The organism is Photobacterium sp. S4TG1 (assembly GCF_036040035.1).
Classification (GTDB): Bacteria; Pseudomonadota; Gammaproteobacteria; order Enterobacterales; family Vibrionaceae; genus Photobacterium.
Genome location: NZ_JAYXUH010000001.1, coordinates 229,284 through 254,085, shown reverse-complemented (window position 1 = coordinate 254,085; position 24,802 = coordinate 229,284). Strand labels below are relative to the sequence as shown.

The following is a 24,802-nucleotide window of genomic DNA, read 5'->3' as shown; positions in this document are numbered from 1 at the left end:
AATTAAAATGCACCGTAAATAACAGAAGTGATTGCTGCAATACCACATAAAACTGTGAATATACGAGCAAAGACTGATGTTTTGTACTTCGCCATTGCTGGCACTGTTTGCATCGCAATAACTGGCAGTAGGAACAAAATACCAGCAATCATTGGTGCGCCCATTGTTTCAATCATACCTAGAATGCTTGGGTTGATGATAGCGACAATCCAAGTAGTAATCACGATGAATGCTAGTGAGATTTTTTCAATGTTAGCAACAGGCATCTTAGAGCGAGATTTTGCTAGACCAACAAGACCTTCGTGTGCACCAAGGAAGTGACCGAAGTAGCTTGATGTAATCGCAGCAAATGCAACTAGTGGGCCTAAGTAAGAGATTGCAGGTGAATCTTTTACGTTAGCTAGGTATGACAATACTGAAATATTTTGCTCTTTTGCCATGTTTAGTTGCTCAGGAGTCATTGAAAGCACAACCGAGAATACAAAGAACATAACAAAGCCCATTAGCATCATTGCTGCGCCGCCAGTGATCATGTCAGTTTTCTTAACTGCTTCATCACCGTAAGTGCGACGTTGTTCTTTTGCAAACTGGCTGATAATTGGGCTGTGGTTAAATGAGAATACGATAATTGGAATTGCAAGCCAGATAATTGTTGGCATTGCTGACCAATCTGCTTCTGTTTGTACCATTGACATGTTCCAGTCAGGGATTAGGTACACAGAAAGAATTAATAGAATAATAACTAATGGGTAAACCATTGCTGATGTCGCTTTCAACATCAGTTCTTTACCAAATACAACACCCGCAGTCATCAGTGAAATTAGTACGCCTGACAATAACCAGCGAGGTGCTGATTCCATTCCAAGTTGGTTAACCATGAATGAATCAACAGTGTTTGTAATACCAACACCGTAAATTAATACGATTGGGTAAATAGCAAAGAAGTAAGCGAAGGTAATTAAGTTCGCGCCTGTTTTACCATAATGCTCTTCTACGGTATCAGTGATATCTGCATTAGGGTTCTTTGATGATAGAACAAAACGAGCTAAACCTTTATGTGCAAACCATGTCATTGGTGCTGCAATCAGTGCCAAAATAACTAATGGCCAGAAACCGCCCGCACCCGCTTTAATGGGTAAGAATAGAACACCGGCACCTACTGCAGTACCAAACAGAGAAAGAGCCCAAGTGAAATCTTTGTAGGTCCATCTGGTTTTTGTCGTACTTGTTGCTGACGCTGTCGATGTGTTTTGCATACTGTAATATCCAATAAAAGGGAACGGAACGGAATATAGGAACGAGCGCATTGTCGCTATTTACGAGGGGAAAACAAGGATAAAGATCTCGTTCTGTAATACGAACTTTTTGTGATACAAATAAATCAGATCTGCATCACAAAAATAGGCTTGTAAGATTAAAATAAAACGTCTAATTGGTTATTTTTTATCTTCCCATATTTGGTTGGATAGCAGTTTAATCATCTGGGCTGTTGCGCCCCAGATGGAATAATTGTGATAAGGAATGGCATAAACACGGTGGGATTCACCTCGAAGGCGAAACTGATGCGAGTGGATATTATTGGGATTAAGTAGGTAATTTAGAGGGACTTCAAAGATGGCATCGACCTCGCCAGGATCAGGTTTAGGGTTATAATCATTGCTGATAGTCGAAATAAAGGGTGTCACAATATAACCGCTGATCGTTGCTAATGGTGTTAATTGACCGATGACGTTATTGCGTTGACAAATAATACCTGTCTCTTCAAACGTTTCACGCAATGCGGTGGTGATAAGATCGTGATCTTGGGTTTCAAAACGGCCACCAGGAAAAGCAATTTGCCCCGGATGGTGTTTTAAATGTTCAGCACGGCGGGTCAATACCACATTAAAACCATGCTCTCTAGGGACTAATGGGATCAAAACGGCAGCAGGTTTGAAAGAGCTATCATCATTAAAATGACGATCAATTCTACGCTTATGGCTCGCGTCATACTGTTGACTTGGTGCCATAAGAAACCGCGTTAAAATCTGCTGTTGTTCACCCATTAAAGCCTCCATTACACTTTTTTTATTATATTTAGCGCTATTATAAGGTTGGCAGAATTTTACTTAATTTGTCGAGAGTTTCTTGGTATTCACTTTCAGCATCACTATCTGCGACGATTCCACCGCCCGCCCATGCATATAAATTATGCTGATAAGCCACGAGTGTTCTAATTGCAATATTGGTGTCCATAGTGCCACAACGACTGATATAGCCAATGCTGCCACAATAGACACTACGTCGATGTGGTTCCAGTTCTTCAATGATCTCCATTGCTCTTACCTTTGGTGCACCTGTTATCGATCCTCCAGGAAAACAAGCTCGTAATAAATCTGTAGCTGAGTAGTGACTGGCCAATTTACCCGTTACGGTACTGACTAGATGGTGTACTGCAGGAAAGCTTTCAATGGCAAATAAAGCGGGCACACGAACACTACCAGGTGTTGCAACACGACCAATATCATTACGTAATAAATCTACGATCATTACGTTTTCAGCGCGATCTTTAGGTGCCAACTGAAGTGCTTGTGCGTTGGCATTATCTTCTCTGATGTTTTTACTTCTCGGGCGCGTGCCTTTAATCGGTTTTGTTTCAATATTTTCTTGTTTTAACTGTAAAAATCGTTCAGGAGAGACAGAAAGAATGGCACTCTCATTGGTGCGAATAAAACTAGAAAAAGGCGCACCATTGGCGGCATCTAAGCGACAATAAGCTTGCCATTCATCACCTTGATAAGTCGCTTTAAATCGCTGAGCTAGATTGATTTGGTAGCAATCACCCGATAATAAATAAGATTGTATGGTGTTAAATTTGTTACAGTAATCCTCTTTAGTCATATTAGATGACCATGAAGATGTTAATTTGAATGTCTTATTCTGGTTATTATATTGTAGTGTTATTGCTTGTGAGCGCTGTTGGTTTAACCATGCTAGACGGTGACTATCTTTCGGTTCAATAAGCCATGTCTGTTGTAATTTATGATCAATAATGAGAGCCCAATCATAAATACCGACAGCCATTTCTGGTAAGTGAATATCATGGTTTGCAGTCGTTGCAATTTTTTCTACACGGCGGCCTAAATCATAACTGAAATATCCTAAAGTCCCCCCCAGAAATGGTAAGTCTAATTCTGTGCTAAGTGGTGGTAATAACTCATGTTGTAGCGCATGAATGACAGCAAATGGATCGTCAGTTGTGCTACGTCGCTCACCATTTGAAAACTTAATATAAGTTGTATCAGATTGTGATTCAATTGTGGCTAAAGGATCAGCAACTAAAATATCATAGCGATTATCTGGATGCGCTTCTGCTGCCGAACGTAATATCATAGCCCAAGGTAATCCCGATAATGGTGTAAACCATGAAAGTGCGGCATCTTTTGAGTAGGGTAATGAAATAATGCTTAATTCTGGGTGTGATTTACAAATCATTTTCTTTTTTGTGACAAGGGGTTTGATTGGCGCATAGCGCAATGTTATGGGCAAGAGTATCATATTCGGCGAAAGACGCCCAAGATTGAACAACGTTATTTTATTGTTCAATACCCTACAATTTGGAAGATTTTATAGGGCGCCATGGAATGATAATATTTAACGAGGGTAATTATGACCATCATCCGTAAAGAAGATGTAATCAGTAGCGTGGCCGATGCTTTACAATATATTTCTTACTACCATCCTTTGGATTTCATTAAAGCATTAGAAAAAGCGTACAACAAAGAACAAAGCCAAGCAGCAAAAGACGCTATTGCCCAGATTTTAATTAATTCCCGTATGTCTGCAGAAGGTCGTCGACCAATCTGTCAAGATACGGGCATTGTTACCTGTTTTGTGAAAATTGGTATGCATGTTCAGTGGGACAGTGATTTAACTGTGCAGCAAATGGTGGATGAAGGGGTGCGACAGGCTTACACCAATTTAGACAATCCATTACGCGCCTCTGTTGTTGCTGATCCTGCGGGGGCACGTAAGAATACTCAAGATAATGCGCCAGCTGTAGTGCATATTGAGATGGTGGCAGGAAATAAGGTTGAGATTCAAATCGCCGCTAAAGGTGGTGGTTCAGAAAATAAAACGAAAATGGTTATGCTGAACCCTTCTGACGATGTTGCCGAGTGGGTAGAAAAAACAGTACCGCTAATGGGGGCGGGTTGGTGTCCTCCTGGTATGTTAGGTATTGGTATTGGTGGTACTGCAGAAAAAGCAGCAGTGCTTGCTAAAGAATCATTGATGGAAGCGGTTGATATTCATGAGTTACAACAACGTGGTGCGAAAACAACAGAAGAAGCATTGCGATTAGATATTTATGACCGTGTCAATCGGTTGGGCATAGGTGCGCAGGGTTTAGGCGGTTTGACAACGGTACTTGATGTTAAGATCAAAAGCGCGCCAACTCATGCAGCTTCTAAGCCTGTGTGCATGATCCCTAACTGTGCCGCAACTCGCCATGTTCATTTTACTCTTGATGGATCTGGCCCTGCAGAATTGACACCACCAAAACTCAGTGATTGGCCGCAAGTGACGTGGGAAGTTGGTGATAACGTACGTCGCGTTAATCTTGATAATGTCACTAAAGCTGATGTACAAGAGTGGCGTTCAGGTGAAACGGTATTGTTGTCAGGTAAGATTCTGACGGGGCGTGATGCGGCACATAAACGTATTCAAGAAATGCTCGCAAATGGTGAAGGTTTACCTGAAGGGGTTGATTTTACCAATCGCTTTATTTACTACGTTGGCCCTGTTGATGCTGTTGGCGATGAAGTTGTTGGACCAGCAGGACCGACAACCTCAACGCGTATGGATAAATTTACTGAAATGATGCTGGGCGAAACAGGGCTTACCGGCATGATAGGTAAAGCCGAACGTGGACCTGCAACGATTGAATCGATTAAGCAGCACAAAGCCGTGTATCTAATGGCGGTAGGTGGTGCTGCATACCTCGTCGCAAAAGCAATTAAGAAAGCACGTGTTGTGGCTTTTGCCGATTTAGGTATGGAAGCGATTTATGAATTTGAAGTGGAAGATATGCCAGTGACGGTAGCTGTTGATGCTGAAGGTGTTAATGCTCACCAAACAGGGCCTGATACATGGCGTGTAAACATAGCTGAAATGGCAAAGTAGGCTATTTGAGAATAATTAAATAAAAGGGGCCTTATGCTCCTTTTTTTTGTCATTTTTATATCAGCATAGATTGTGATATTGACGCTATTCTAATAAATGAAAAGAGATTTTTTGGTTATCCACTTCTACTATTCATAGATATATTTCATTCATACAATATTTTAACAATTACAAATATTCAGTATGAAACATCATGGAGAGTAGTATGAGATATCACTTTTTTGCGGCATTGTTTATATGTTTAGCATTGAGTGGGTGCACGGATGATCAAGCAGTGATTGCTGAACCTGAATCTCGCCCCGTAAAATTACAATCAGTGTCAGTTGGTAATAATGAATCACAACGTGCCTTTCCTGCCATTGTCGAAGCTGGAGATAAAGCGGTTTTAGCTTTTCGTGTTTCAGGACAACTTGCGAGTGTAGATGTAAATCCAGGTCAGTTCGTCACTCAAGGACAAATACTGGCGACACTAAACACTGATGAATTGTCACTGTTAGTAAAACAAGCACAAGCGAAATATGATTTAGCAACTGTACAATTTAAGCGTGATAAAAAACTGCGTGAGAAAAAAGTAGTATCTGAACTTGATTATGATACTTCAAAAGCAAATCTAAAGCAGGCCAAAGCGGCGTTAGAGAAAGAAAAATCAAATTTAAGCTATGCTAAGCTAATCGCGCCTTATAATGGACACCTTTCTTTGTCCATGGTTGAAAACTATGAATATATTGGCGCTAAACAGCCAGCTATGCATATTCAAAGTGCCAAGTTAATCAACATGACATTTCAGCTTCCTGATTATCTTTTAGCACGTTTTCAAGGTAATGCTGAAAATATTGATCCTACCGTTGCGTTCGATACTTTAGTCAATCAAACATTTCCTGCCCAATTTAAAGAAATTGATACTGAACCTGACAGTAAAACATCCAGTTATAAAGTGACTCTTTCCATGGCTCGGCCTGAAGGCAGTAATATTATGCCGGGCATGTCTGGCAGCGTAACAATTGTATTACCACAGGGTAAAGCTGGGGCAATACCGGTTCGAGCGATTATGGTTGAGGGTAATAAAAACTATGTATGGCGTGTTAATGATAAGCAGCAAGTTGTTAGAACTGAAGTGACATTAGACAGTAATAATCGCGTTATTGCTGGGTTGAATGACGGTGATGTTATAGCTACATCGGGTGTTTCTGAATTGCAATCAGGTCAAAAGGTCCGCTCATGGATCAAGGAGCGAGGACTATGATCAAATGTTGTCGTTTATCTGTATTATCAATCAGTATTGCGTTGCTCGTTGTCGGGTGTGATAAACCGACGGTTAAGCCACGTGAAGAACTGCCTTTAGTGAAAGTACAGCAGGTAAAATTAAGTAAACAAGTACCAAAATTAACTTTTCCAGCAGTAGCGTCTGCTGCTGACAAATCTATTTTATCATTTCGTATTGCCGGTGAAGTCACTCAAATATTAGTGCGTTCTGGTGACAGGGTTAAAAAAGGTCAAGTGTTAGCTCGATTAGATCCCAGTGATTTTAAATTAGAGGTCGATGATGCTCAGGCAAAATACAATGTAAATAATAGTCAATACCGTCGCTCAGCAACATTATTAAAAAATGGTTATTTACCTCAATCTCAATTTGATGAGTTAAAAGCCAAACGAAGTATTGCAAAAGCCAACCTTGATTTAGCCCAATTAAAATTAAGTTTTACCGTTCTTAAAGCGCCTTTTAGTGGCGTCATTTCAATTGTTCCGGTTGAGCAATTTGAGAATGTCAAAGTTGGTCAGCAAATTATGAATATTCATAGTACTGATTCTGTCGATATTGAGATTCAAGCCCCCGATATGATTTACTCCAAGCAAAGTATATTAGACGTTGATAAAGGGCAACAGGCGACGGCAAAAGCGATTTTACCTAATGGTGAAAAGTATGCGGTGACATTAAAAGAGTTTACGACTGAACCGGATCCAGATTCAGGCTCATTTTTAGTTACCTTAACCATGCCGATGCCTAAAGGTCAGTTTATTTTAGATGGTATGTCGGTTGAAGTTGAAGCTGATGCTCAAAAGTTACAAGTGTATACAGTGGGGCAGCAAATTGTGCCATTAGAGGCATTATTTAATTTGGATGGGGATGACATTACACCATCTAATAAATATGTATGGGTACTTGCGGCCGATAATACAGTGTCAAAGCGTCAAGTTGTCACCGATAAAGTTATTCCAGAAGGGGTGCGATTAAAATCAGGTATAAAGGAAGGAGAAAAGGTCGTCGTTACAGGAGTTAACCGCTTAAGAGATGGACAAAAAGTGGTGGTATTTACTCAGGAGGAGACACAGTAATGAAACAAGATATCGCAACCTATTTTATTAAAAATAAAGTGATTAGCTGGATGCTGACACTGATTTTTCTTGTGGGCGGCACCGTGTCTTTCTTTGGCCTTGGGCAGTTAGAAGATCCCGCTTTTACGATTAAAGATGCCATGGTTGTTACCGCCTATCCAGGGGCGACACCTCAACAGGTAGAAGAAGAAGTGACTTATCCAATAGAGAAAGCTATTCAACAGCTGACTTATGTTGATGAAGTTAATTCGTTGTCTAGTCGAGGCCTTTCTCAGATCACCGTTACCATGAAAAACAATTATGGTCCTGATGATTTACCACAAATTTGGGATGAATTACGGCGTAAAGTGAATGATATTTCATCGAGCCTACCGCCCGGTGTCGCAAAGCCCAAAGTAATTGATGATTTTGGTGATGTATTTGGCATTTTATTAGCGATCACTGGTGAAGGTTATAGCTACAAAGAGTTGAGTGATTATGTCGATTATCTGCGCCGAGAAATTGAGCTGGTGGACGGTGTTGGTAAGGTTTCTGTAACGGGTAATCAGCAAGAACAAGTGTTTATTGAGATATCAATGCAACGTTTAAGCAGTTTAGGTATTTCTCTTGATACTATTTATAACATTCTAGCGACTCAAAATTTAGTTACAAGTGCGGGAGCCGTTCGTATTGGTGATGAATATGTTCGTGTTCACCCAACTGGTGAGTTTAAAAATGTCGATGAATTAGGTGATTTAATCATTACCGATAAAGGAGCTGATGGGCTAATTTATTTGCGAGATGTAGCTGATATTAAAAAAGGTTTTAAAGAGATCCCTGATAATTTAGTCAGCTTTAATGGTCATCAAGCCCTTAATATGGGGGTGTCATTTGTCGAAGGGGTTAACGTTGTTGAAGTGGGTCAACGTGTAATGCAGCGATTAGCTGAACTCAAAGAACAACAACCTGTTGGTATTGATATTGACGAAGTATATAGCCAGCCGACTGAAGTTGATAAGTCTGTTAGTGGTTTCGTAGTGAGTTTAGGCCAAGCGGTTGCGATTGTTATTATTGTGCTGCTGTTTTTTATGGGGTTACGTTCAGGGTTATTGATTGGCCTTATCTTACTATTAACGGTGCTGGGCACTTTTGTGTTTATGAAGTGGATGGCGATTGATTTGCAACGTATATCATTAGGCGGATTAGTTATTGCTCTAGGCATGCTGGTGGATAATGCGATAGTGGTGGTTGAAGGTATTCTGATCGGAATGCAAAAGGGGCGAACGCGAATGCAAGCAGCCTCAGATATTGTTACGCAAACTAAATGGCCACTACTTGGTGCGACTGTGATTGCAGTGATGGCTTTTGCACCTATTGGTTTGTCGCAAGATTCAACGGGCGAATATTGCCGAACTTTATTTACAGTGCTGCTGATTTCATTGATGTTGAGTTGGTTTACTGCAATTTCATTAACGCCTTTCTTTGCCGATATTTTCTTTAAAAATGTTAAAGTTGAACAAGGAGCTGATCAAAAAGATCCCTATGGCGGTATTTTCTTTGTGGTATACCGTAAGTCGCTAGAGTTCTGTATGCGTCGTGCATGGCTAACTGTACTGACATTGGTGCTGATGCTTGGTGGTAGCTTATACGGCTTCACACTATTGAAACAATCATTCTTCCCCGCTTCAACAACGCCAATGTTTATGGTTGATGTCTGGTTACCTGAAGGAACGGATATTCGCGCCACGAATGACACCTTAAAATCGTTAGAGAAAGTGGTTAATGCAGAACAAGGTGTCCAGCATGTTAGTTCTAGTGCGGGTAAAGGCTCACAGCGTTTCATGTTGACTTACGCGCCTGAAAAGAGCTATGCCTCATACGGTGAATTGATCGTTCGAGTCGATAGTTTTGACGATGTAATTCCTGTTATGCGTAAATTTAGCCAAACGATGGATAAGGATTATCCGGAGGTTGAGTATAAATTGAAACAGGTGATGCTCGGCCCATCATCAGGTTCTAAAATTGAAGCCCGTATTGTGGGCTCTGATCCCACAATTCTGCGTGGTATTGCCTCGCAAGTTGTTGATGTAATGAATGCCGATCCTGGAGCTTTTAACATTCGTCATGACTGGCGAGAGCGCACTAAAGTCATTGAACCTGTATTTAATGAAAGCCAAGCAAGACGTTATGGTATTACTAAAAAAGATGTTGATGAGCTACTACAGATGGCATTTTCAGGAATTAACATTGGCTTGTACCGTGAAGGGACAAACTTGATGCCAATCGTGGCACGGTTGCCTGAAGAAGAGCGGGTTGATATTAGTACAATCGAAGGTATGAAGATTTGGAGCCCTGCGATTCAAGGTTATATTCCACTACAACAAGTCGTCTTGGATGTTAATGTGCGCTGGGAAGATCCATTAGTGGTACGTAAAAATCGAAAACGTATGTTAACTATTATGGCTGATCCGAACCCTTTAGGTGATGAAACGGCAGCATCGGTTCAAGCGCGTATTTTACCCGCTATTGAAGCTATTGATTTACCTGCGGGTTATAGCTTGGAGTGGGGTGGGGAGTATGAATCATCTGCAGATGCGAAAGCCTCATTATTCCAAACTATGCCAATGGGCTATTTAGCCATGTTCTTAATTACAATTTTTCTTTTTAATAAAGTGAAAGAAGCCCTCATTGTATGGGCTACGGTACCGCTAGCCATTATTGGAGTAACGGTCGGATTATTACTGCTGAATACGCCTTTTGGTTTTATGGCATTACTTGGCTTTTTGAGCCTTTCTGGAATGTTAGTGAAAAACGGTATCGTATTGTTAGATCAAATTGAGATTGAGATCGCAAGCGGTAAAGAGAAATACCATGCGGTGGTTGATGCCGCAGTCAGTCGTGTACGACCTGTGTGTATGGCAGCGATAACCACTGTTTTAGGTATGTTACCTTTACTACCTGATGTTTTCTTTAAGCCGATGGCGGTGACGATTATGTTTGGGTTGAGTTTTGCTACAGTGCTGACACTGATTGTCGTACCCGTGTTATATCGTTTATTTCATAAATTGAAAATACCAGTAGACCAAACGACACCACAGCCGATAGTGTAAAATAAAGACAGCTTAAAATAATAATGATGTAAACAAAAAGGCTTCCCGTAATTAGGAAGCCTTTTTTTGTTATCATAAAAGTGGCCAAATTAAGTGAGTACTTTCCAAGTCATCATTTCACCGGCTTTAATTGGCACCACGGTATCATGACCAAATTGCATTTCTTCAGCAACTTTCCAAGCATCTTTAGTTAATGTGATGGTGTCAGTATTACGCGGTAGGCCATAAAAATCAGCCCCATTAAAGCTAGCAAAGGCTTCTAATTTATCCAGTGCGCCTGCTTGCTCAAATACTTCAGCATATAATTCAATTGCAGCATGGGCAGTGTAAGAGCCAGCACAGCCACAAGCTGCTTCTTTACGTCCTTTGACATGGGGTGCGCTGTCTGTGCCCAAGAAGAATTTAGCATTGCCACTGGTTGCTGCGGCAACTAACGCTTGTTGGTGAGTATTACGCTTTAAAATGGGTAAGCAATAGAAATGTGGGCGAATACCGCCGACTAACATATGATTACGATTAAACATTAAATGGTGCGCGGTGATGGTCGCCCCGACATTTGGACCTGCATTGGTCACAAACTCAACAGCTTCAGCGGTTGTAATATGTTCAAGTACAATTTTTAGTGCAGTAAACTCATTAACGATAGGCGCTAATACGGTGTCTAAGAACGCTTTTTCACGATCAAAAATATCAACATCATGGTGGGTGACTTCACCATGAATGAGTAGTGGCATCCCGACTTGTTGCATTGCCTCTAGTGCTGGACGAATATGATCAATAGACGTAACGCCTGAATCTGAATTTGTCGTTGCGCCAGCAGGGTAAAGTTTAGCTGCATAAATATGACCAGAAGCATGAGCTCGTTGAATTTCTTCAGCTGATGTTTTATCGGTGAGATAAATAACCATTAGCGGTGAGAAGTGACTTTGTGGATTTACGTTAAGAATGCGGTCACGGTAGGCTAAGGCTGATTCAGTATCTGTAACAGGGGGGATAAGATTAGGCATGATGATCGCGCGTCCCATATAACGGCTAATATCGCGAACCGTATCAGCGAGTACATCGCCATCACGTAAATGTGTATGCCAGTCGTCCGGACGTGTAATTGTTAACATCGTCATTTTTTCTTCCCTCCCAAAAAATTTGTCCGATTCTAAAAGTATCGCGCGCCGAAGTAAAGTCGATAAATCAAACAATGTGGTTAATTGCTGCTTTAGAAAGCAATCGTTTGCTGAAAGTGAAGGGAGAGCAGAGAAAACTCACCGACCATATTGTCGGTGAGTGAGGAGTTATAATTTAAAGCGGCTTACGAGGGTATTTTGCTCTGTGGCTAAGTGCTCCAGTTTTATACCTGTATCAGCCATTTCTTCCATCGTGTTATAGCTATTATCGGCAATATGACTAATGTTTTCTAAGCTTCGCGCTATTTCTGTTGTCGTACAGCGTTGTTCTTCTGCGGCTTGTGCTATTTGAGTACTCATGTCACTTATTTCAATGATGATTGCTTGAATCTCTTCCATTGAACTATTGGCATTTGAAGCGAGACTGATGCTGTTATCCATTTCAGTGACACAACTTTGCATCATGTGCATTGCTTGGCCAGAGCTTGATTGTAAGTTTTTGATCATTTCCTCAATTTCTGTGGTGGAGTCGGTCGTACGTTTTGCTAATACACGTACTTCATCAGCGACCACGGCAAATCCGCGTCCTTGCTCTCCTGCTCTTGCTGCTTCAATAGCGGCATTTAGCGCTAATAAGTTTGTTTGATCCGCGATATTGCGAATAACATCCAAGATTGAACCAATATTACTGCTCATTTTTTGTAGTTGTTCAACCGCATGAACGGATTCATCCAAACGGGTAGAGAGTTGATGAGCTGTATTGATATTACTGGTCATCACTTCGCGACCTGTTGCCGATGCTTGCTCTACTTCATTTACACGCTCCATGGTGATTTGCGCACTTTTTGATACATCAGTTACAGAGTGTTCCATTTCAATCATGGCTGTTGCTGCAGAAGCCGTTTGTTGACGCTGGTTATTTAACCGTTGTTTTGCTTCAGCTGTTGTAGTGTAGTTTTCTGTTGCAACTGTGCTTAATTCTGATGATGTATGGCTAATTTGGGTTAAAATTTGTTGTAAGTTCTGCGCTAGCATATTGATGTGATGGTTAAGTTGGCTAAATTCAATAAACGTACTTGTTGCTGTTCGTTGTGTCATATTGCCAGCGGTGAGTGCTTCTAACGTTTTTAATATCGCCATTAAAGGTTGACGCACACTGCGAGCTAAATACCAGCCGACAGTAATAGCTAACAAGATCACTGCTATACCAATGATAATGGCTTTTGTCACCACTTTAGAGTAGGTCGTATCTGCTGTTGCAATCGTATTACTCATCTGGCTATTTGCTTGTTTATTGAAATCTCCAACAATATTCATGGATTGGTTAATTTCTTTCGCTAACGTTGCAATATTACTGTAAAGGCGGTGTTGTGCCTGAATGTATTCAAAATGCTGGTCGAGAACGCCACCAGTACGACCAATATCAAGTCCATATTGTTCTACTGATTTGCCGAAAGCTTGCGTTAATTCTGGTTGTAATATAGATAAAGAACGAAAGGTGTTTTTAAGATGATTAACGCTAATTTTGTTACTTCTAATGGCTTTTTCGATCTCGGCAGTATTATCAGATGCTAGGGCATCTAAAGTGATCGTTTCTGTTTCTTTTAATTTTAAGAAATAGTTTTTAGACAACATTTTAACAGTAAGATTATCTTGTTCATTAATGAACTCTTTCATACCGATGTTAAGTTCTGTTTGTAGTTGTTGAAATTGACGTGACGATTGTTGACGTTCATTAGTTGCAAGTAGTAACAAACGATAATTGGTCATTGCAATAGTGGCTTCAGCAAAATAACGTTGTTCTAATTCGGTTAATTCCAGAATCGATTTTTCTAATTGAGGATTATTTTTTGTCACTTGCTGTAATTGATTTCGAGCTTGTTGAAAGAGGGTCGTTTGTTGTTCAAATTCTACACTATAAGCTGCCATTGCTGTTGGATCTTGACTGGTCAGGTAATCTTTAAAAATTTTATCAGCGACAAGCAGTTGCAGACTAACATTATGTGATGCTGAAACGAGGGGTAAGGCACCAGTTGTAATGGACTTTAATTGATTGTGAATACGATCAACGCCATCAAGCATGAACATAATAGTAACAACAAATAATGCAACTAAGATTGCGAAGCCTAAGTACATACGACGTATGACAGAGGTTTGAGATTTCTTTTTCATAATATCCCTAATTTCATAAAGTCCGAGAATTGCGCCGCTAATGATCGCAATATCCTTTATAACGATGGCACTTGGTATAAAAGTAACTCTAAAAGTGATTGATTTAATTGTTATAATTGATATTTGTAATATTACGTTAGTTTGATTTATCTATCGTCTCGAACTTCAAAATCTTAACTTTTTGGCGTTAACATTGATGAATATTTTGATGGTGATTGCAAAAAAAACGGTAAAATATGAAATGTGGTGAGAAAAAAGCGTTTAAAACGGTGTTCAATATTGCCCTCTAGACGTGGGTAGCGCATACTTAGCTCAGAACTAATATAAGCTGATTATTTAATGGAGTCAGATATGGCTGAAGAAACTATTTTTAGTAAGATCATTCGCAAAGAAATTCCAGCAGACGTGTTATATCAAGATGAGTTAGTGACAGCATTTCGTGATATTAATCCTCGTGCACCAAGCCATATTCTTATTATTCCGAATAAATTATTGCCAACGGTTAATGATGTTGAGGCTGAAGATGAATTAATGATGGGGCGTATGTTCACGGTTGCACGTAAGCTTGCTAAAAGTGAAGGCGTTGCTGAAGATGGTTACCGTTTGATTGTTAACTGTAACCCTTTTGGTGGTCAAGAAGTGTACCATATTCATATGCATTTATTAGGTGGTCGCCCATTAGGCCCTATGATTGTCAGCTAATAAGTCATCTATTCTTAGCAACAAAATGCAATAGAATAAGTTGAGAATAAAGCTTGAGTATAAGATGGCTAATCTACTAATAATGAGCAGCTATTTATCACTCAAGCTTTTTTTATTTTATTGAGTAAACTTATAATATTGTTCAGTAATTTATTGAAATGTAGGAGGCTACAGCCTAGCTGTATATCATGTAGCATGAAATATATCTCTATGTTGTTGGTATTGTGCATAACACTTATTACAGGGTGTAGCGGTTCTGCAATATCAAAAATCAGTCTTGAAAATAGTAACCATCATGTTGTTATCGGAAATACAGTTTTAGCAAATAAACTTCAATTTAGTCATTCGAAAACACAACGACGTGACGGTTATTTACATGCATCTGTTGAAGTTATGAATAAAACTGACGTAACCATATCACTGAGTTATCACTTTTATTGGTATGATGCGAATGGATTAGAAATAAATCATTCAACGTCAACATCACAAACATTGATCATTAATCATAATCAAGTTTTGTTATTGCAAGGTATTGCTCCTAATACGGCGGCAACACAATATCGTATTGTGGTGCGTGACACGTACAATTGATAAATAAGAACAGTGACATTAAGGTAGTTAAGATGAAAAAGAGTGTAATGGCCTTGTTAGCAGCAGCAACGTTATTAGGGGGTTGTGCTCAACCGATTAATTATGGCGGCGGATTACATGGACTTGAAAGTGCGGTAACTAACTTTGGATCCAGTGATTTAGAGAAACTATCATTATCAATGGTTGATAAAATGTTAGCGTCATCGGCTGTGCGTTCTATGACAGCGCGCGGCGAACCCATTGTTGTTGTTGATAGTATTAAGAACCAAACTCGTCATCATGTTGATACACAAGATTTAACGGCGATAATTACTGAGCGTTTACAAGATTCAGGTAAATTTAAATTTGTTGATCCTGCCCGCGTAAAGGCGGTACGTAAGCAGCTAAATTTCCGTGAAGATGATCGTTTTGTAAACCAAAGTACAGCCATTCAATTTGGTAATATGGTTGGTGCACAATATATGCTTTATGGCCACGTCTCGACGGTAATGAAATCAACCTCAAATGGTAAGCAGGCATATTATAAAGTGACAATGCGCTTGATGGATCTGAAGTCTGGTGTGATCGAGTGGTCAGATCAAGATCAAGTCATTCAAAGCACTGCAGCAAATAGTACAGCTTGGTAATTACACAGCTTTAGCATCAGGTGAGGAATCGCAATATGGCTGATTATGAACATTTTGATTGTGATCTTTTCATTGCCTTACCTGATACTGAATTGATATCAGCCTGTGAACTAACGGGAGGGTTAACCAACCGTTGTTGGAAACTCGCTTTGTTTCACCCGTCACAGAATCAGGCTAAACATTACGTTTGGCGGCCATTCTCGGCATCTGCTCAAGCATTTGGTATTGCACGTCAACATGAATATCAATTATTGTCACTTGTTGCTGATACTGAGTTAGCACCTAAACCATTACAGCTAGTTGTTAATGGTGAACAACCTACAGAACAAGTGATAGGGCTAGTGGTTGAATGGTTACCAGGCGTAGAAGCGACAGCAGCATTTTCTGATCAGAGCCTGTGTCAACTACAAGCAAAAGTACATCAACTTCCATTGCCGTGGTGGCGGTTAGACGTTCACCAGCGTGCCGATCATTATTGGCAACATCTCCATGTAGATCATAAAACCTCGCCTCTATATTCAATCTATTGTTTCTTTCAGAGCCAACCATTACCTATTGTTTTTGATGATTGTTGCTGCCACTTTGATCTTGGACGCTATAACGTTATTGTGCCATCTGTTAATACTGACACTGTTGCCTGTGCCAAAATTATAGATTGGGAATATGCGGCAGCTGGGGATCCTAGTCTAGATTTAGCAATGACTATCATTGCTAATGGGTTAGATATTAAACAAGCTGTAACTGACTATTGTGATTATCGTCAGCATCTAAATGATGGCAAAGTGTTTAATCAAAAACAGTGGTTAGCGGCCGTTATTGCGTGGCAACCATGGTGCCAATATTTGGCATTGTTATGGTATTTGGTTGGATATGATATTTGGCAACAGCCTGAATATTTAGAGCAAGCGTTCCAATTAAAGCAGCAACTCATTGAATATATTAATAATCAATAAGTGATATATACAATTATTGTGTTTCAAAAAATCAGTAATTTATAGTAAGTCATACGCAAACTGACATGCCCTTTTTAGGGAAAATCTGTTTTTGTAGGCGGGATCATGTTTTTTGTTTTAAATTTGTTAAAACATTACTTGGATTATGGATTTAACGCGTCGATGTAGGTATAGATAGTAAGTAAAATTATTACTAGATAGCGAGAGATAACAATGATTATTTATTTACATGGCTTTGATTCAACAAGCCCAGGTAATCACGATAAAGTATTACAATTACAGTTTATTGATTCTGATGTTCGTTTTCTAAATTACAGCACACTTCACCCTAAACATGATATGCAACATCTTCTAAAAGAAGTGCATAAATTACTTGAAACCAGTGATGACCCTCAGCCTTTAATTTGTGGTGTTGGCCTTGGCGGTTATTGGGCTGAAAGGATTGGATTCCTATCAGGTATAAAACAAGTCATGTTAAATCCTAATTTGCATCCTGAGCGTAATATGGAAGGAAAAATAGACCGTCCTGAGGAATATGAAGACATTTTGACAAAGTGTGTAACAAATTTTCGTAAAAAAAATACAGGAAATTGTCTTTGTATCCTTTCAACTCATGATGAAGTGTTAGATAATCAGCAAACAAAAGATGCGCTAGATCAATTTTACGACATAATTTGGGATGAAAATGAATCTCATAAGTTTGCAAAAATCTCGCAGCATCTACAAAAAATAAAAGCGTTTAAAGCGCAGTAACAACGGAACCATTACCTCCTACATATTACAGACGGGTCGTAGATCCGTCTGCCTACATGCGTGAGCTAATACTTTTTCGCCTAGCAGTTTTTATGCTTGATTATTTACTATCAGCAGACTGCTATGCAATTCAGTTTTTGTCAGTTTTTAAAAATCATAAAATAGAGAGGAAGCTATCTTGACACGTATAATCGTTGTGGGTGGTGGTGCTGGTGGCTTGGAGTTAGCTACTAAATTAGGTCGAACATTAGGCCGTAAACGTCGTGCAGAAATCACATTAGTTGATCGTCGTGCTAGTCATTTATGGAAACCATTGTTACATGAAGTAGCAACGGGTTCATTAGACGCAGGTGTTGATGCGATTAGCTACCGCGCACATGCTAAAAACCATTCGTTTGATTTCCAGATGGGATCATTACAGGATATTGATCGTGAAACAAAAACGATCACATTAGCAGCATTATATGACAAGCAAAATGAACTATTAGTGCCTGAGCGTTCGTTAGAATATGATATTTTAGTTTTGGCATTAGGTTCGACTTCAAATGATTTCAATACTCAAGGTGTACGTGATAATTGTATTTTCCTTGATAGTCCCGAACAGGCGCACCGTTTCCGTAGTGAAATGAATAACCAGTTCATGAAGTTACATGCAAATAAAGACCAAAAAACAGTTGATATTGCGATTGTAGGTGCAGGAGCAACGGGCGTTGAACTGTCTGCTGAATTACATAATGCCGTTCAAGAACTTCATAACTACGGTTTTGGCGATCTTGATAGTTCACGCTTAAACATTAACTTAGTTGAAGCGGGTGAGCGTATTTTACCTGCATTGCCACCACGTATATCACAAGCGGCACATAATGAGTTAACTAAATTAGGTGTAAATGTTCGTACTGCAACCATGGTGACTAAAGCTGATGAAACAGGTTTGACAACGAAAGATGGCGAACATATTCCAGCACAAATCATGGTTTGGGCTGCGGGTATAAAAGCACCTGATTTTATGAAAGATATCGCCGGTCTTGAAACTAACCGTATTAATCAGCTTGTTGTTAAACCGACATTACAAACCACCCGTGATGATAACATTTACGTTATTGGTGATTTAGCTTCATGTGTACAAGAAGACGGTTCGTTTGTACCGCCACGCGCTCAAGCGGCACACCAAATGGCAAGCCGTTGTTTTTCAAATATCGTGGCTAAGTTAACAGATCGAGAGCAAAAACCTTATATCTATAGCGATCATGGTTCATTAGTATCATTAAGCCGTTTCTCTACTGTCGGTAGCTTAATGGGTAACCTGTCTAAAGGCTCTATGATGGTTGAAGGTCGTATCGCACGTATGGTTTACATTTCATTGTACCGCATGCACCAAATGGCGTTACATGGTATGTTTAAGACGGGTTTGATTATGTTAGTAGGACGTATCAACCGTGTGTTGCGTCCAAGTTTGAAATTACACTAATAACAAACTAGAACAATAAAAAACGCCAGTATGACGCTTGTTAATTGAGCATCTTACTGGCGTTTTTATTGATGTCTATTTTAGTTGATTTTAAATAACTCAACATCAAAGATCAGTACTGAACCGGGTGGAATACTGCCTGCACCATTATTACCGTAAGCAAGGTTTGCGGGAATAAAGAAACGTACTTTTTCACCTACAACCATATGTTGCAAGCCTTCCGTCCATCCTTTAATTACTCGGTTTAATGGGAATGAGATCTTTTCGCCACGATCAACTGAGCTATCAAATACAGTGCCATTAATTAATGTACCGTGATAATGCACGGTTACTGTATCCGTTGGTTTTGGGTGTTCAGTCCCTGTGCCTTGTTGTAGGACCAAATATTGCAAACCAGATGCCGTTGTTTGTACGCCTTCTTTTAGTTTGTTTGCTGCAAGAAACTCTTGCCCGATTTTAATGTTTTCTTGCGCAGCCTGTTTGTTGCTGTAAGAGCGATAAAGAAAAAATGCAACTAATGCAGCGATAACGACTGCGATAATAATTTTTGGCACGAGTGTGTCCTTACTTAATAAAATTGATTTATCTTACCATTACTCGCAACAGCAAACTCGCAAAATTATCTGCCTTTTAAATCAGAGATATTATTTATTAATGGTGACAGATTTTATCTCTGTTTGTGTGCAAATTTTCACCTTCAAGTATGATTTTATTACGAGATAAAAGAAAAGTAATCAACGCATCTAATGATAGATTATTTAATTTACAGGTATGAAAGTGAAGGTTAGTTCCCCAATGTTGTTCAACATACGCGTGTAATGTTTTGATAGTGAAAGGTGTTGTTGCATCTGCTATCAGATTAATTACATCGTGACCATGGCGACTTGCTGTTGTATTCATAATGAGTAACTATTTTTATTAAATCAAAGAGCCTGCAATACTATCTTAAATAGGGGAGTTAAAGATTGATGTATACCAATATCAATACAATTAACACAGCCTAATATAAATCTTGTGGTACGAGTGAGTATACGTAACCATTTATAGGTAGGTTTCGGTAAAAAATTCGATTTCTTGCTTCACATTCAAAAACGGCATTGCACGCAATGGCGGTTTTTTGGCTAGCATAATTATTAATATGGGTAATGATTTCTAGTCGTGTTAGACCTAGCATTTGAAAAGCAAATTGAATAATTGCGATATTCGCTTCAGTAGCTAGCCCTTGACGATGATAGTTATGGCTTATCCAATAGCCGAGATTCGCTGAATTAAATAACGGTATAATAGCGCTAAGAGAAACAGTTCCCACAAACTCATCATTAAATCGATCAAAAATAGCCAATTCATAGCTGTAATCATGTTGCCAACTTAAACGGCTGGCTTCGATCCATTCATAAGCTTGCTGTTGATCAAAATCGGCATCACACCACTCTAGCCAAGGTTGAAGGCATTCTCTTGATTGATTAACGGCTTCAACAAAAGCAGTTAAATCAGCAACTTTGAATGGGCGTAAGATCAGCCGTGGAGTCGTTAATTCAAAATCAAGTTTCATGATTATTTCTGTCCACAAAGTAATAGCGGTAATGTACTAAAGATATTAAAGAAAAGCCCCAGACATAGAGTCTAGGGCAAGTTGTGTTAAATCATATTTTCTCTGAACTGGTTAAGGAGCTCTTCAATGAATTTAATTCTTTTTTTACGATCTGTTTCACTCGCGACAATTTTTAACTTTGTCGGTCCTTCCATTCTGAAATTCTGAGGTTGTGTTTGCAGTAAACCAACCAGAAAGTGAGGGTTAATGGCGGCATCTTGTTTAAATTCAAGGTAACCTCCTTTTTCGTTACTCTCAACTTTCTTAACTCCGATGATAGCGGCTTTAAGTTTAAGGCTATTAACGGTAATCAGGTTGATAGCGGCATCAGGTAAAAGGCCAAATCGATCGATTAACTCTACTTTAATTTCATTGAGCTCATTATCATCTTTTGCACTAGCAATACGTTTATAAAGTGATAAACGGGTATTAATGTCCGGAATATACTCATCAGGTAGTAATGCTGGAATACGCATTTCAACTTCAGCTTGTTGTTTGAGTAGGTCATCGAGTGTAGGCTCTCTGCCTTCGCGCAATGACTCTACTGCTTGTTCTAGCATTTCTATAAACAGGCTAAAACCAACAGATTGAATTTGACCACTTTGCTCATCACCTAATAGTTCACCAGCGCCACGAATTTCTAAATCATGGGTGGCAAGGGTAAAACCAGCACCAAGATCTTCTAGTGAGGCAATCGCTTCTAAACGCTTAGCTGCATCTTTGGTCATTCTTTTAGGATGAGGGGTCAGTAAATATGCGTATGCTTGATGGTGAGATCGACCAACACGACCTCGCAATTGGTGTAATTGAGCAAGACCAAGATTATCAGCACGATCCATGATGATAGTATTGGCTGTTGGCACATCAATTCCGGTTTCAATAATGGTGGTACAAACGAGTACGTTAAAGCGTTGATGGTAAAAATCACTCATGATTCTTTCCAGTTCACGTTCGCGCATTTGGCCGTGAGCAAATGTTACTCGTGCTTCTGGAATTAATTTGGCTAAATCTTCCGTGGTTTGTTCAATACTATCGACTTCATTATGTAAGAAATACACTTGTCCACCACGGCTAATCTCACGCAAGATGGCTTCACGAATAATATTTTCATCACTTTGACGTACAAACGTTTTAATAGCTAAGCGACGTGCCGGTGGAGTGGCAATAATTGATAAGTCTCGCATGCCACTCATTGCCATATTCAGTGTTCGAGGAATAGGCGTTGCAGTTAATGTTAAAATATCAACATCAGCACGAATAGCTTTGATCTTTTCTTTTTGGCGAACACCAAAGCGGTGTTCTTCATCCACAACCAATAATCCGAGATCATGGTAATTAACGCTGCTATTTAGCAGTTTATGAGTACCAATCAGTATGTCGATTTTACCTTCTTCGACATCGGCTAGAATTTGCTTTTGCTCTTTAGCGGTTTTAAAACGCGATAATACTTCTACGCGAACAGGCGTATTGGCAAAGCGATCTCGAAAATTCTCGAAATGTTGTTGTGCTAATAATGTTGTTGGTACAAGAATTGTTACTTGTTTATTGTTATCTACTGCAACAAAAGCGGCGCGCATAGCGACTTCTGTTTTACCAAAACCAACATCACCACAAACCAAGCGATCCATAGCTTTTGGCTGACACATATCAGACAGAACGGCATTAATGGCTAGTGCTTGGTCATAGGTTTCTTCATAAGGGAAACTGGTGCAGAAATCGGCATAACTTTCACGATCAAGTTTAAATTTAAACCCTGGTTTGAGCTCACGCATAGCATAAACTTCAAGTAATTCGGCGGCAACATCACGCACTTTTTCTGCCGCTTTTCGCCGTGCCTTAACCCACGCTTCACCGCCTAATTTATGAATTGGCGCTGTTTCTTCTGCGCCACCGGAGTAACGGCTAATAAGATGTAATGAAGCCACTGGGACATAAAGCTTAGCACCACCTTGATATTCAAGAGTGACATACTCGGTTTGAATTCCGCCCGCTTCAAGAGTTTGAAGTCCTTGATAACGACCAATACCATGGTCGATATGAACTACGGGTTGTCCTACCTGTAATTCAGCAAGGTTACGAATGATGGTATCAGCATTAACTGTGGTTTTTTTATCATTACGACGGCGCTGTTGAATACGCTCGCCAAGTAAATCGCTTTCACAAATAAACGCGACCGCTGGTTTTTCTAGAATAAAACCATTTTCAGCCGCACCAATAACAAGACAATGTTTGGCTTTTTTATCAGCCATTGCCGTTTCAAGACTATCAAAAACAGTTGGACGAAGTTTTATTCGAGCTAACAAATCAAATAATGCTTCACGGCGACCTTCTGAAGCCACAGAGAAAATAATTTTCCCTTTAAATTGCTCAGTAAAGTGACGTAATTCGGCTAATGGTTCTTTGAGTTGATGGTTAATTGTTATAGCTGGGACGGGGGTTAAAGCTGGATTATAGCGACCTGCTTTGTCTGTATCAATTACTTCACGTTGTATACGTACACGAGGCAGTTGCTTAAATCCGGCAAACATTTCATCTTTAGTTAGCCATAATTCTTTAGGTGCAAGTAACGGTCGTAACGGATCGACACGACGCTGATCATATCGATACTCAGCATCATGTAAGAAAGTCTCTACCGCAGGTTCTAAATCACCAAGTGTTACAAGCAATGTATTGGTTGGTAAATAATCAAATAGAGTATCGGTATGATTAAAGAACAGCGGTTGCCAATATTCAATACCGGCAGGCCAGATTTTTTTACTAACCTGTTGATAGATTGATTCAGGCTCTCGACGCGCTTCAAAACGTTCGCGCCATCGCATACGGAAGTTTTCTATTGCTAGCTCATCGGTTGGGAACTCATGCGCTGGTAGTAGATCTATGGTATTAATTTCAGCTGTTGAGCGTTGATTTTCAGGATCAAATTGACGAATAGAGTCAACTTCATCATCAAAGAAATCAATGCGGTATGGTGCGTTACTGCCCATTGGGAACAGATCAACCAATGAACCACGGCTAGCATATTCACCGTGCTCCATTACTTGATCAACGTGACGATAACCTGATGCTTCTAGTTGTAATCGCAGTTTTTCAAGTGAGATACGATCGTCTTTTTTAACGATTAACGCATGTTGGTGAATAAATTCTTTAGGTGTTAACCGCTGTAAAAGTGTGCTGATAGGCACTAGAATTATGCCATTATTCTGTGTTGGCATTTTATATAAACGAGCCAAGCGTTCTGAGATAATATCTTGATGTGGCGAGAAATTATCGTAAGGTAATGTTTCCCAGTCAGGAAAAACATGAACGCTAAGATCGCAAAATTGAGTGATCTCTGGTTGTAGTTTTAACGCTGTTTGCGTATCAGCAACAACGGCAAGTATAGGACCATTATGTTTAGTGGCTATTTCTGCTAATGACAATGCCAACGCAGAACCAGATAAATTACCGATGTAACGATTATCCCCAGTTTTTTTTGGTAAGGGGATTGAGAGTAATGTTTTATTCGTCATTGTTATTATTCATGTTTCGTTGTTGGGCCCGCTGACGTAAAAGCTTTTGTTGGCAATGCAGTGCAGCACGGATTAATAAATCACGATCTTCTTCTAACAGTCGCACATAGCGTAGCTGAATTAAAAAACGATCATCTAAAGCGGAGCAATTCACCACCTCAGCATAACAATAAATTGCGGCAGCTGGGTGATCTAAAAATAGTTTAACGGTGACATTTTGCCCAAGTGTAAATGGATGTGGGCTATTAAAGCTCAGATTACTGGCACCAAAAGTTTCGGTTATATAACGATAATTAGCATTATCTTGTTGAGATAGCACGTAAGATAACAGCAGGTTTATTTTACTATTTTGAGCACTAAGATAATCAATTAGCGCCTTACTGTCTTCTTTACCAAAGTTGGTTAATAGACGTTCTGCATTTTCTTCGAGCGTGTTACATTCGCGAGCTATACGAAACAGCGGTGGTATTTCTGCATTGAAGGCATCGGCATTAGGGAGAGGTTTACTATCAGCTAATGGTTCGACATTGATTGTTAGTCCTAAGTGAACTGAAAAATATTCATCTTGTCTCATTGCTTACTCACTGCCAGTTAATTGTCATCGAGTGTGTCACTGTTGAGGTTATCAAACTAAGAATAATACCGGTGACATTTGTGTTAATTATTACTTAGTGCGTACTTACGAGCAAGCGATCTCAGTAAAGAGGTTGGCTTTACTCTCTGTTTTTAC

20 protein-coding genes are annotated in these 24,802 nt (G+C 39.7%); 10 read left to right on the top strand and 10 right to left on the bottom strand.

Going from position 1 to position 24,802, the window contains the following annotated elements; all coding sequences use genetic code 11:
- Positions 1-2: 2 nt before the first annotated feature.
- From VXS03_RS01260 to pabB, 3 genes are all read right to left on the bottom strand, one after another.
- Entirely contained in the window at positions 3-1,256 is a 1,254-nt protein-coding gene (locus VXS03_RS01260; RefSeq protein WP_327761534.1) for an aromatic amino acid transport family protein, read from the bottom strand.
- A 180-nt stretch (positions 1,257-1,436) separates the two neighbouring features.
- Complete coding sequence (locus VXS03_RS01255; protein ID WP_327761532.1) at positions 1,437-2,045, bottom strand: CoA pyrophosphatase; 609 nt, start codon at positions 2,043-2,045, stop codon at positions 1,437-1,439.
- 40 nt (positions 2,046-2,085) lie between these two features.
- A complete protein-coding gene (gene pabB / locus VXS03_RS01250) occupies positions 2,086-3,474 on the bottom strand; it encodes an aminodeoxychorismate synthase component 1 (RefSeq protein WP_327761531.1) in 1,389 nt (462 codons plus the stop codon).
- Between the two features lie 174 nt (positions 3,475-3,648).
- Here pabB and VXS03_RS01245 point away from each other — a divergent pair, with 174 nt between their 5' ends.
- The 4 genes from VXS03_RS01245 (at position 3,649) to VXS03_RS01230 (ending at position 10,586) form a co-directional block, all read left to right on the top strand.
- On the top strand, positions 3,649-5,163 hold the full coding sequence (locus VXS03_RS01245; RefSeq protein ID WP_327761530.1) for a fumarate hydratase: 1,515 nt from the start codon (positions 3,649-3,651) through the stop codon (positions 5,161-5,163).
- A gap of 205 nt (positions 5,164-5,368) precedes the next feature.
- On the top strand, positions 5,369-6,406 hold the full coding sequence (locus VXS03_RS01240) for an efflux RND transporter periplasmic adaptor subunit (protein ID WP_327761529.1): 1,038 nt from the start codon (positions 5,369-5,371) through the stop codon (positions 6,404-6,406).
- Positions 6,403-7,497 carry an efflux RND transporter periplasmic adaptor subunit gene (locus VXS03_RS01235; RefSeq protein ID WP_327761528.1) on the top strand — a complete coding sequence of 365 codons (1,095 nt, stop codon included), beginning with the start codon at positions 6,403-6,405 and terminating at the stop codon, positions 7,495-7,497. Before VXS03_RS01240 ends, VXS03_RS01235 begins: the two co-directional genes overlap by 4 nt.
- Positions 7,497-10,586, top strand: a complete 3,090-nt coding sequence (locus tag VXS03_RS01230; RefSeq protein ID WP_327761527.1) for an efflux RND transporter permease subunit — start codon at positions 7,497-7,499, stop codon at positions 10,584-10,586. The genes VXS03_RS01235 and VXS03_RS01230 overlap by 1 nt, the downstream gene beginning before the upstream one ends.
- Before the next feature lie 89 nt (positions 10,587-10,675).
- Here the strand turns inward: VXS03_RS01230 and pyrC are convergent, their stop codons facing one another.
- Positions 10,676-11,707 (bottom strand): dihydroorotase, encoded by a 1,032-nt coding sequence (pyrC, locus tag VXS03_RS01225; RefSeq protein ID WP_327761526.1) that lies wholly within the window; start codon positions 11,705-11,707, stop codon positions 10,676-10,678.
- Between the two features lie 168 nt (positions 11,708-11,875).
- On the bottom strand, positions 11,876-13,843 hold the full coding sequence (locus tag VXS03_RS01220; RefSeq protein WP_327762021.1) for a methyl-accepting chemotaxis protein: 1,968 nt from the start codon (positions 13,841-13,843) through the stop codon (positions 11,876-11,878).
- 387 nt (positions 13,844-14,230) lie between these two features.
- Here VXS03_RS01220 and hinT point away from each other — a divergent pair, with 387 nt between their 5' ends.
- The 6 genes from hinT (at position 14,231) to VXS03_RS01190 (ending at position 18,972) form a co-directional block, all read left to right on the top strand.
- The gene (gene hinT, locus VXS03_RS01215) at positions 14,231-14,581 is read left to right on the top strand and encodes a purine nucleoside phosphoramidase (protein ID WP_327761525.1); all 351 of its coding nucleotides are present in this window, start codon (positions 14,231-14,233) and stop codon (positions 14,579-14,581) included.
- Positions 14,582-14,776: 195 nt separating this feature from the next.
- A complete protein-coding gene (locus VXS03_RS01210; protein ID WP_327761524.1) occupies positions 14,777-15,172 on the top strand; it encodes a YcfL family protein in 396 nt (131 codons plus the stop codon).
- Positions 15,173-15,204: 32 nt separating this feature from the next.
- The gene (lpoB, locus tag VXS03_RS01205) at positions 15,205-15,798 is read left to right on the top strand and encodes a penicillin-binding protein activator LpoB (RefSeq protein ID WP_327761522.1); all 594 of its coding nucleotides are present in this window, start codon (positions 15,205-15,207) and stop codon (positions 15,796-15,798) included.
- A gap of 35 nt (positions 15,799-15,833) precedes the next feature.
- Positions 15,834-16,751 (top strand): phosphotransferase, encoded by a 918-nt coding sequence (locus tag VXS03_RS01200; protein WP_327761520.1) that lies wholly within the window; start codon positions 15,834-15,836, stop codon positions 16,749-16,751.
- Between the two features lie 213 nt (positions 16,752-16,964).
- Entirely contained in the window at positions 16,965-17,504 is a 540-nt protein-coding gene (gene ycfP, locus VXS03_RS01195) for an alpha/beta hydrolase YcfP (RefSeq protein WP_327761518.1), read from the top strand.
- 178 nt (positions 17,505-17,682) lie between these two features.
- Complete coding sequence (locus VXS03_RS01190; protein ID WP_327761517.1) at positions 17,683-18,972, top strand: NAD(P)/FAD-dependent oxidoreductase; 1,290 nt, start codon at positions 17,683-17,685, stop codon at positions 18,970-18,972.
- A gap of 80 nt (positions 18,973-19,052) precedes the next feature.
- Here the strand turns inward: VXS03_RS01190 and VXS03_RS01185 are convergent, their stop codons facing one another.
- The 5 genes from VXS03_RS01185 to VXS03_RS01165 form a co-directional block, all read right to left on the bottom strand.
- Positions 19,053-19,526, bottom strand: a complete 474-nt coding sequence (locus VXS03_RS01185; protein WP_327761516.1) for an FKBP-type peptidyl-prolyl cis-trans isomerase — start codon at positions 19,524-19,526, stop codon at positions 19,053-19,055.
- A gap of 97 nt (positions 19,527-19,623) precedes the next feature.
- Entirely contained in the window at positions 19,624-19,872 is a 249-nt protein-coding gene (locus VXS03_RS01180; RefSeq protein WP_327761515.1) for a YecH family metal-binding protein, read from the bottom strand.
- A 100-nt stretch (positions 19,873-19,972) separates the two neighbouring features.
- A complete protein-coding gene (locus VXS03_RS01175; protein ID WP_327761513.1) occupies positions 19,973-20,524 on the bottom strand; it encodes a GNAT family N-acetyltransferase in 552 nt (183 codons plus the stop codon).
- Between the two features lie 86 nt (positions 20,525-20,610).
- The gene (gene mfd / locus VXS03_RS01170) at positions 20,611-24,072 is read right to left on the bottom strand and encodes a transcription-repair coupling factor (protein WP_327761512.1); all 3,462 of its coding nucleotides are present in this window, start codon (positions 24,070-24,072) and stop codon (positions 20,611-20,613) included.
- A complete protein-coding gene (locus tag VXS03_RS01165; protein WP_327761510.1) occupies positions 24,062-24,646 on the bottom strand; it encodes a PilZ domain-containing protein in 585 nt (194 codons plus the stop codon). Before VXS03_RS01165 ends, mfd begins: the two co-directional genes overlap by 11 nt.
- Positions 24,647-24,802 lie beyond the last annotated feature (156 nt).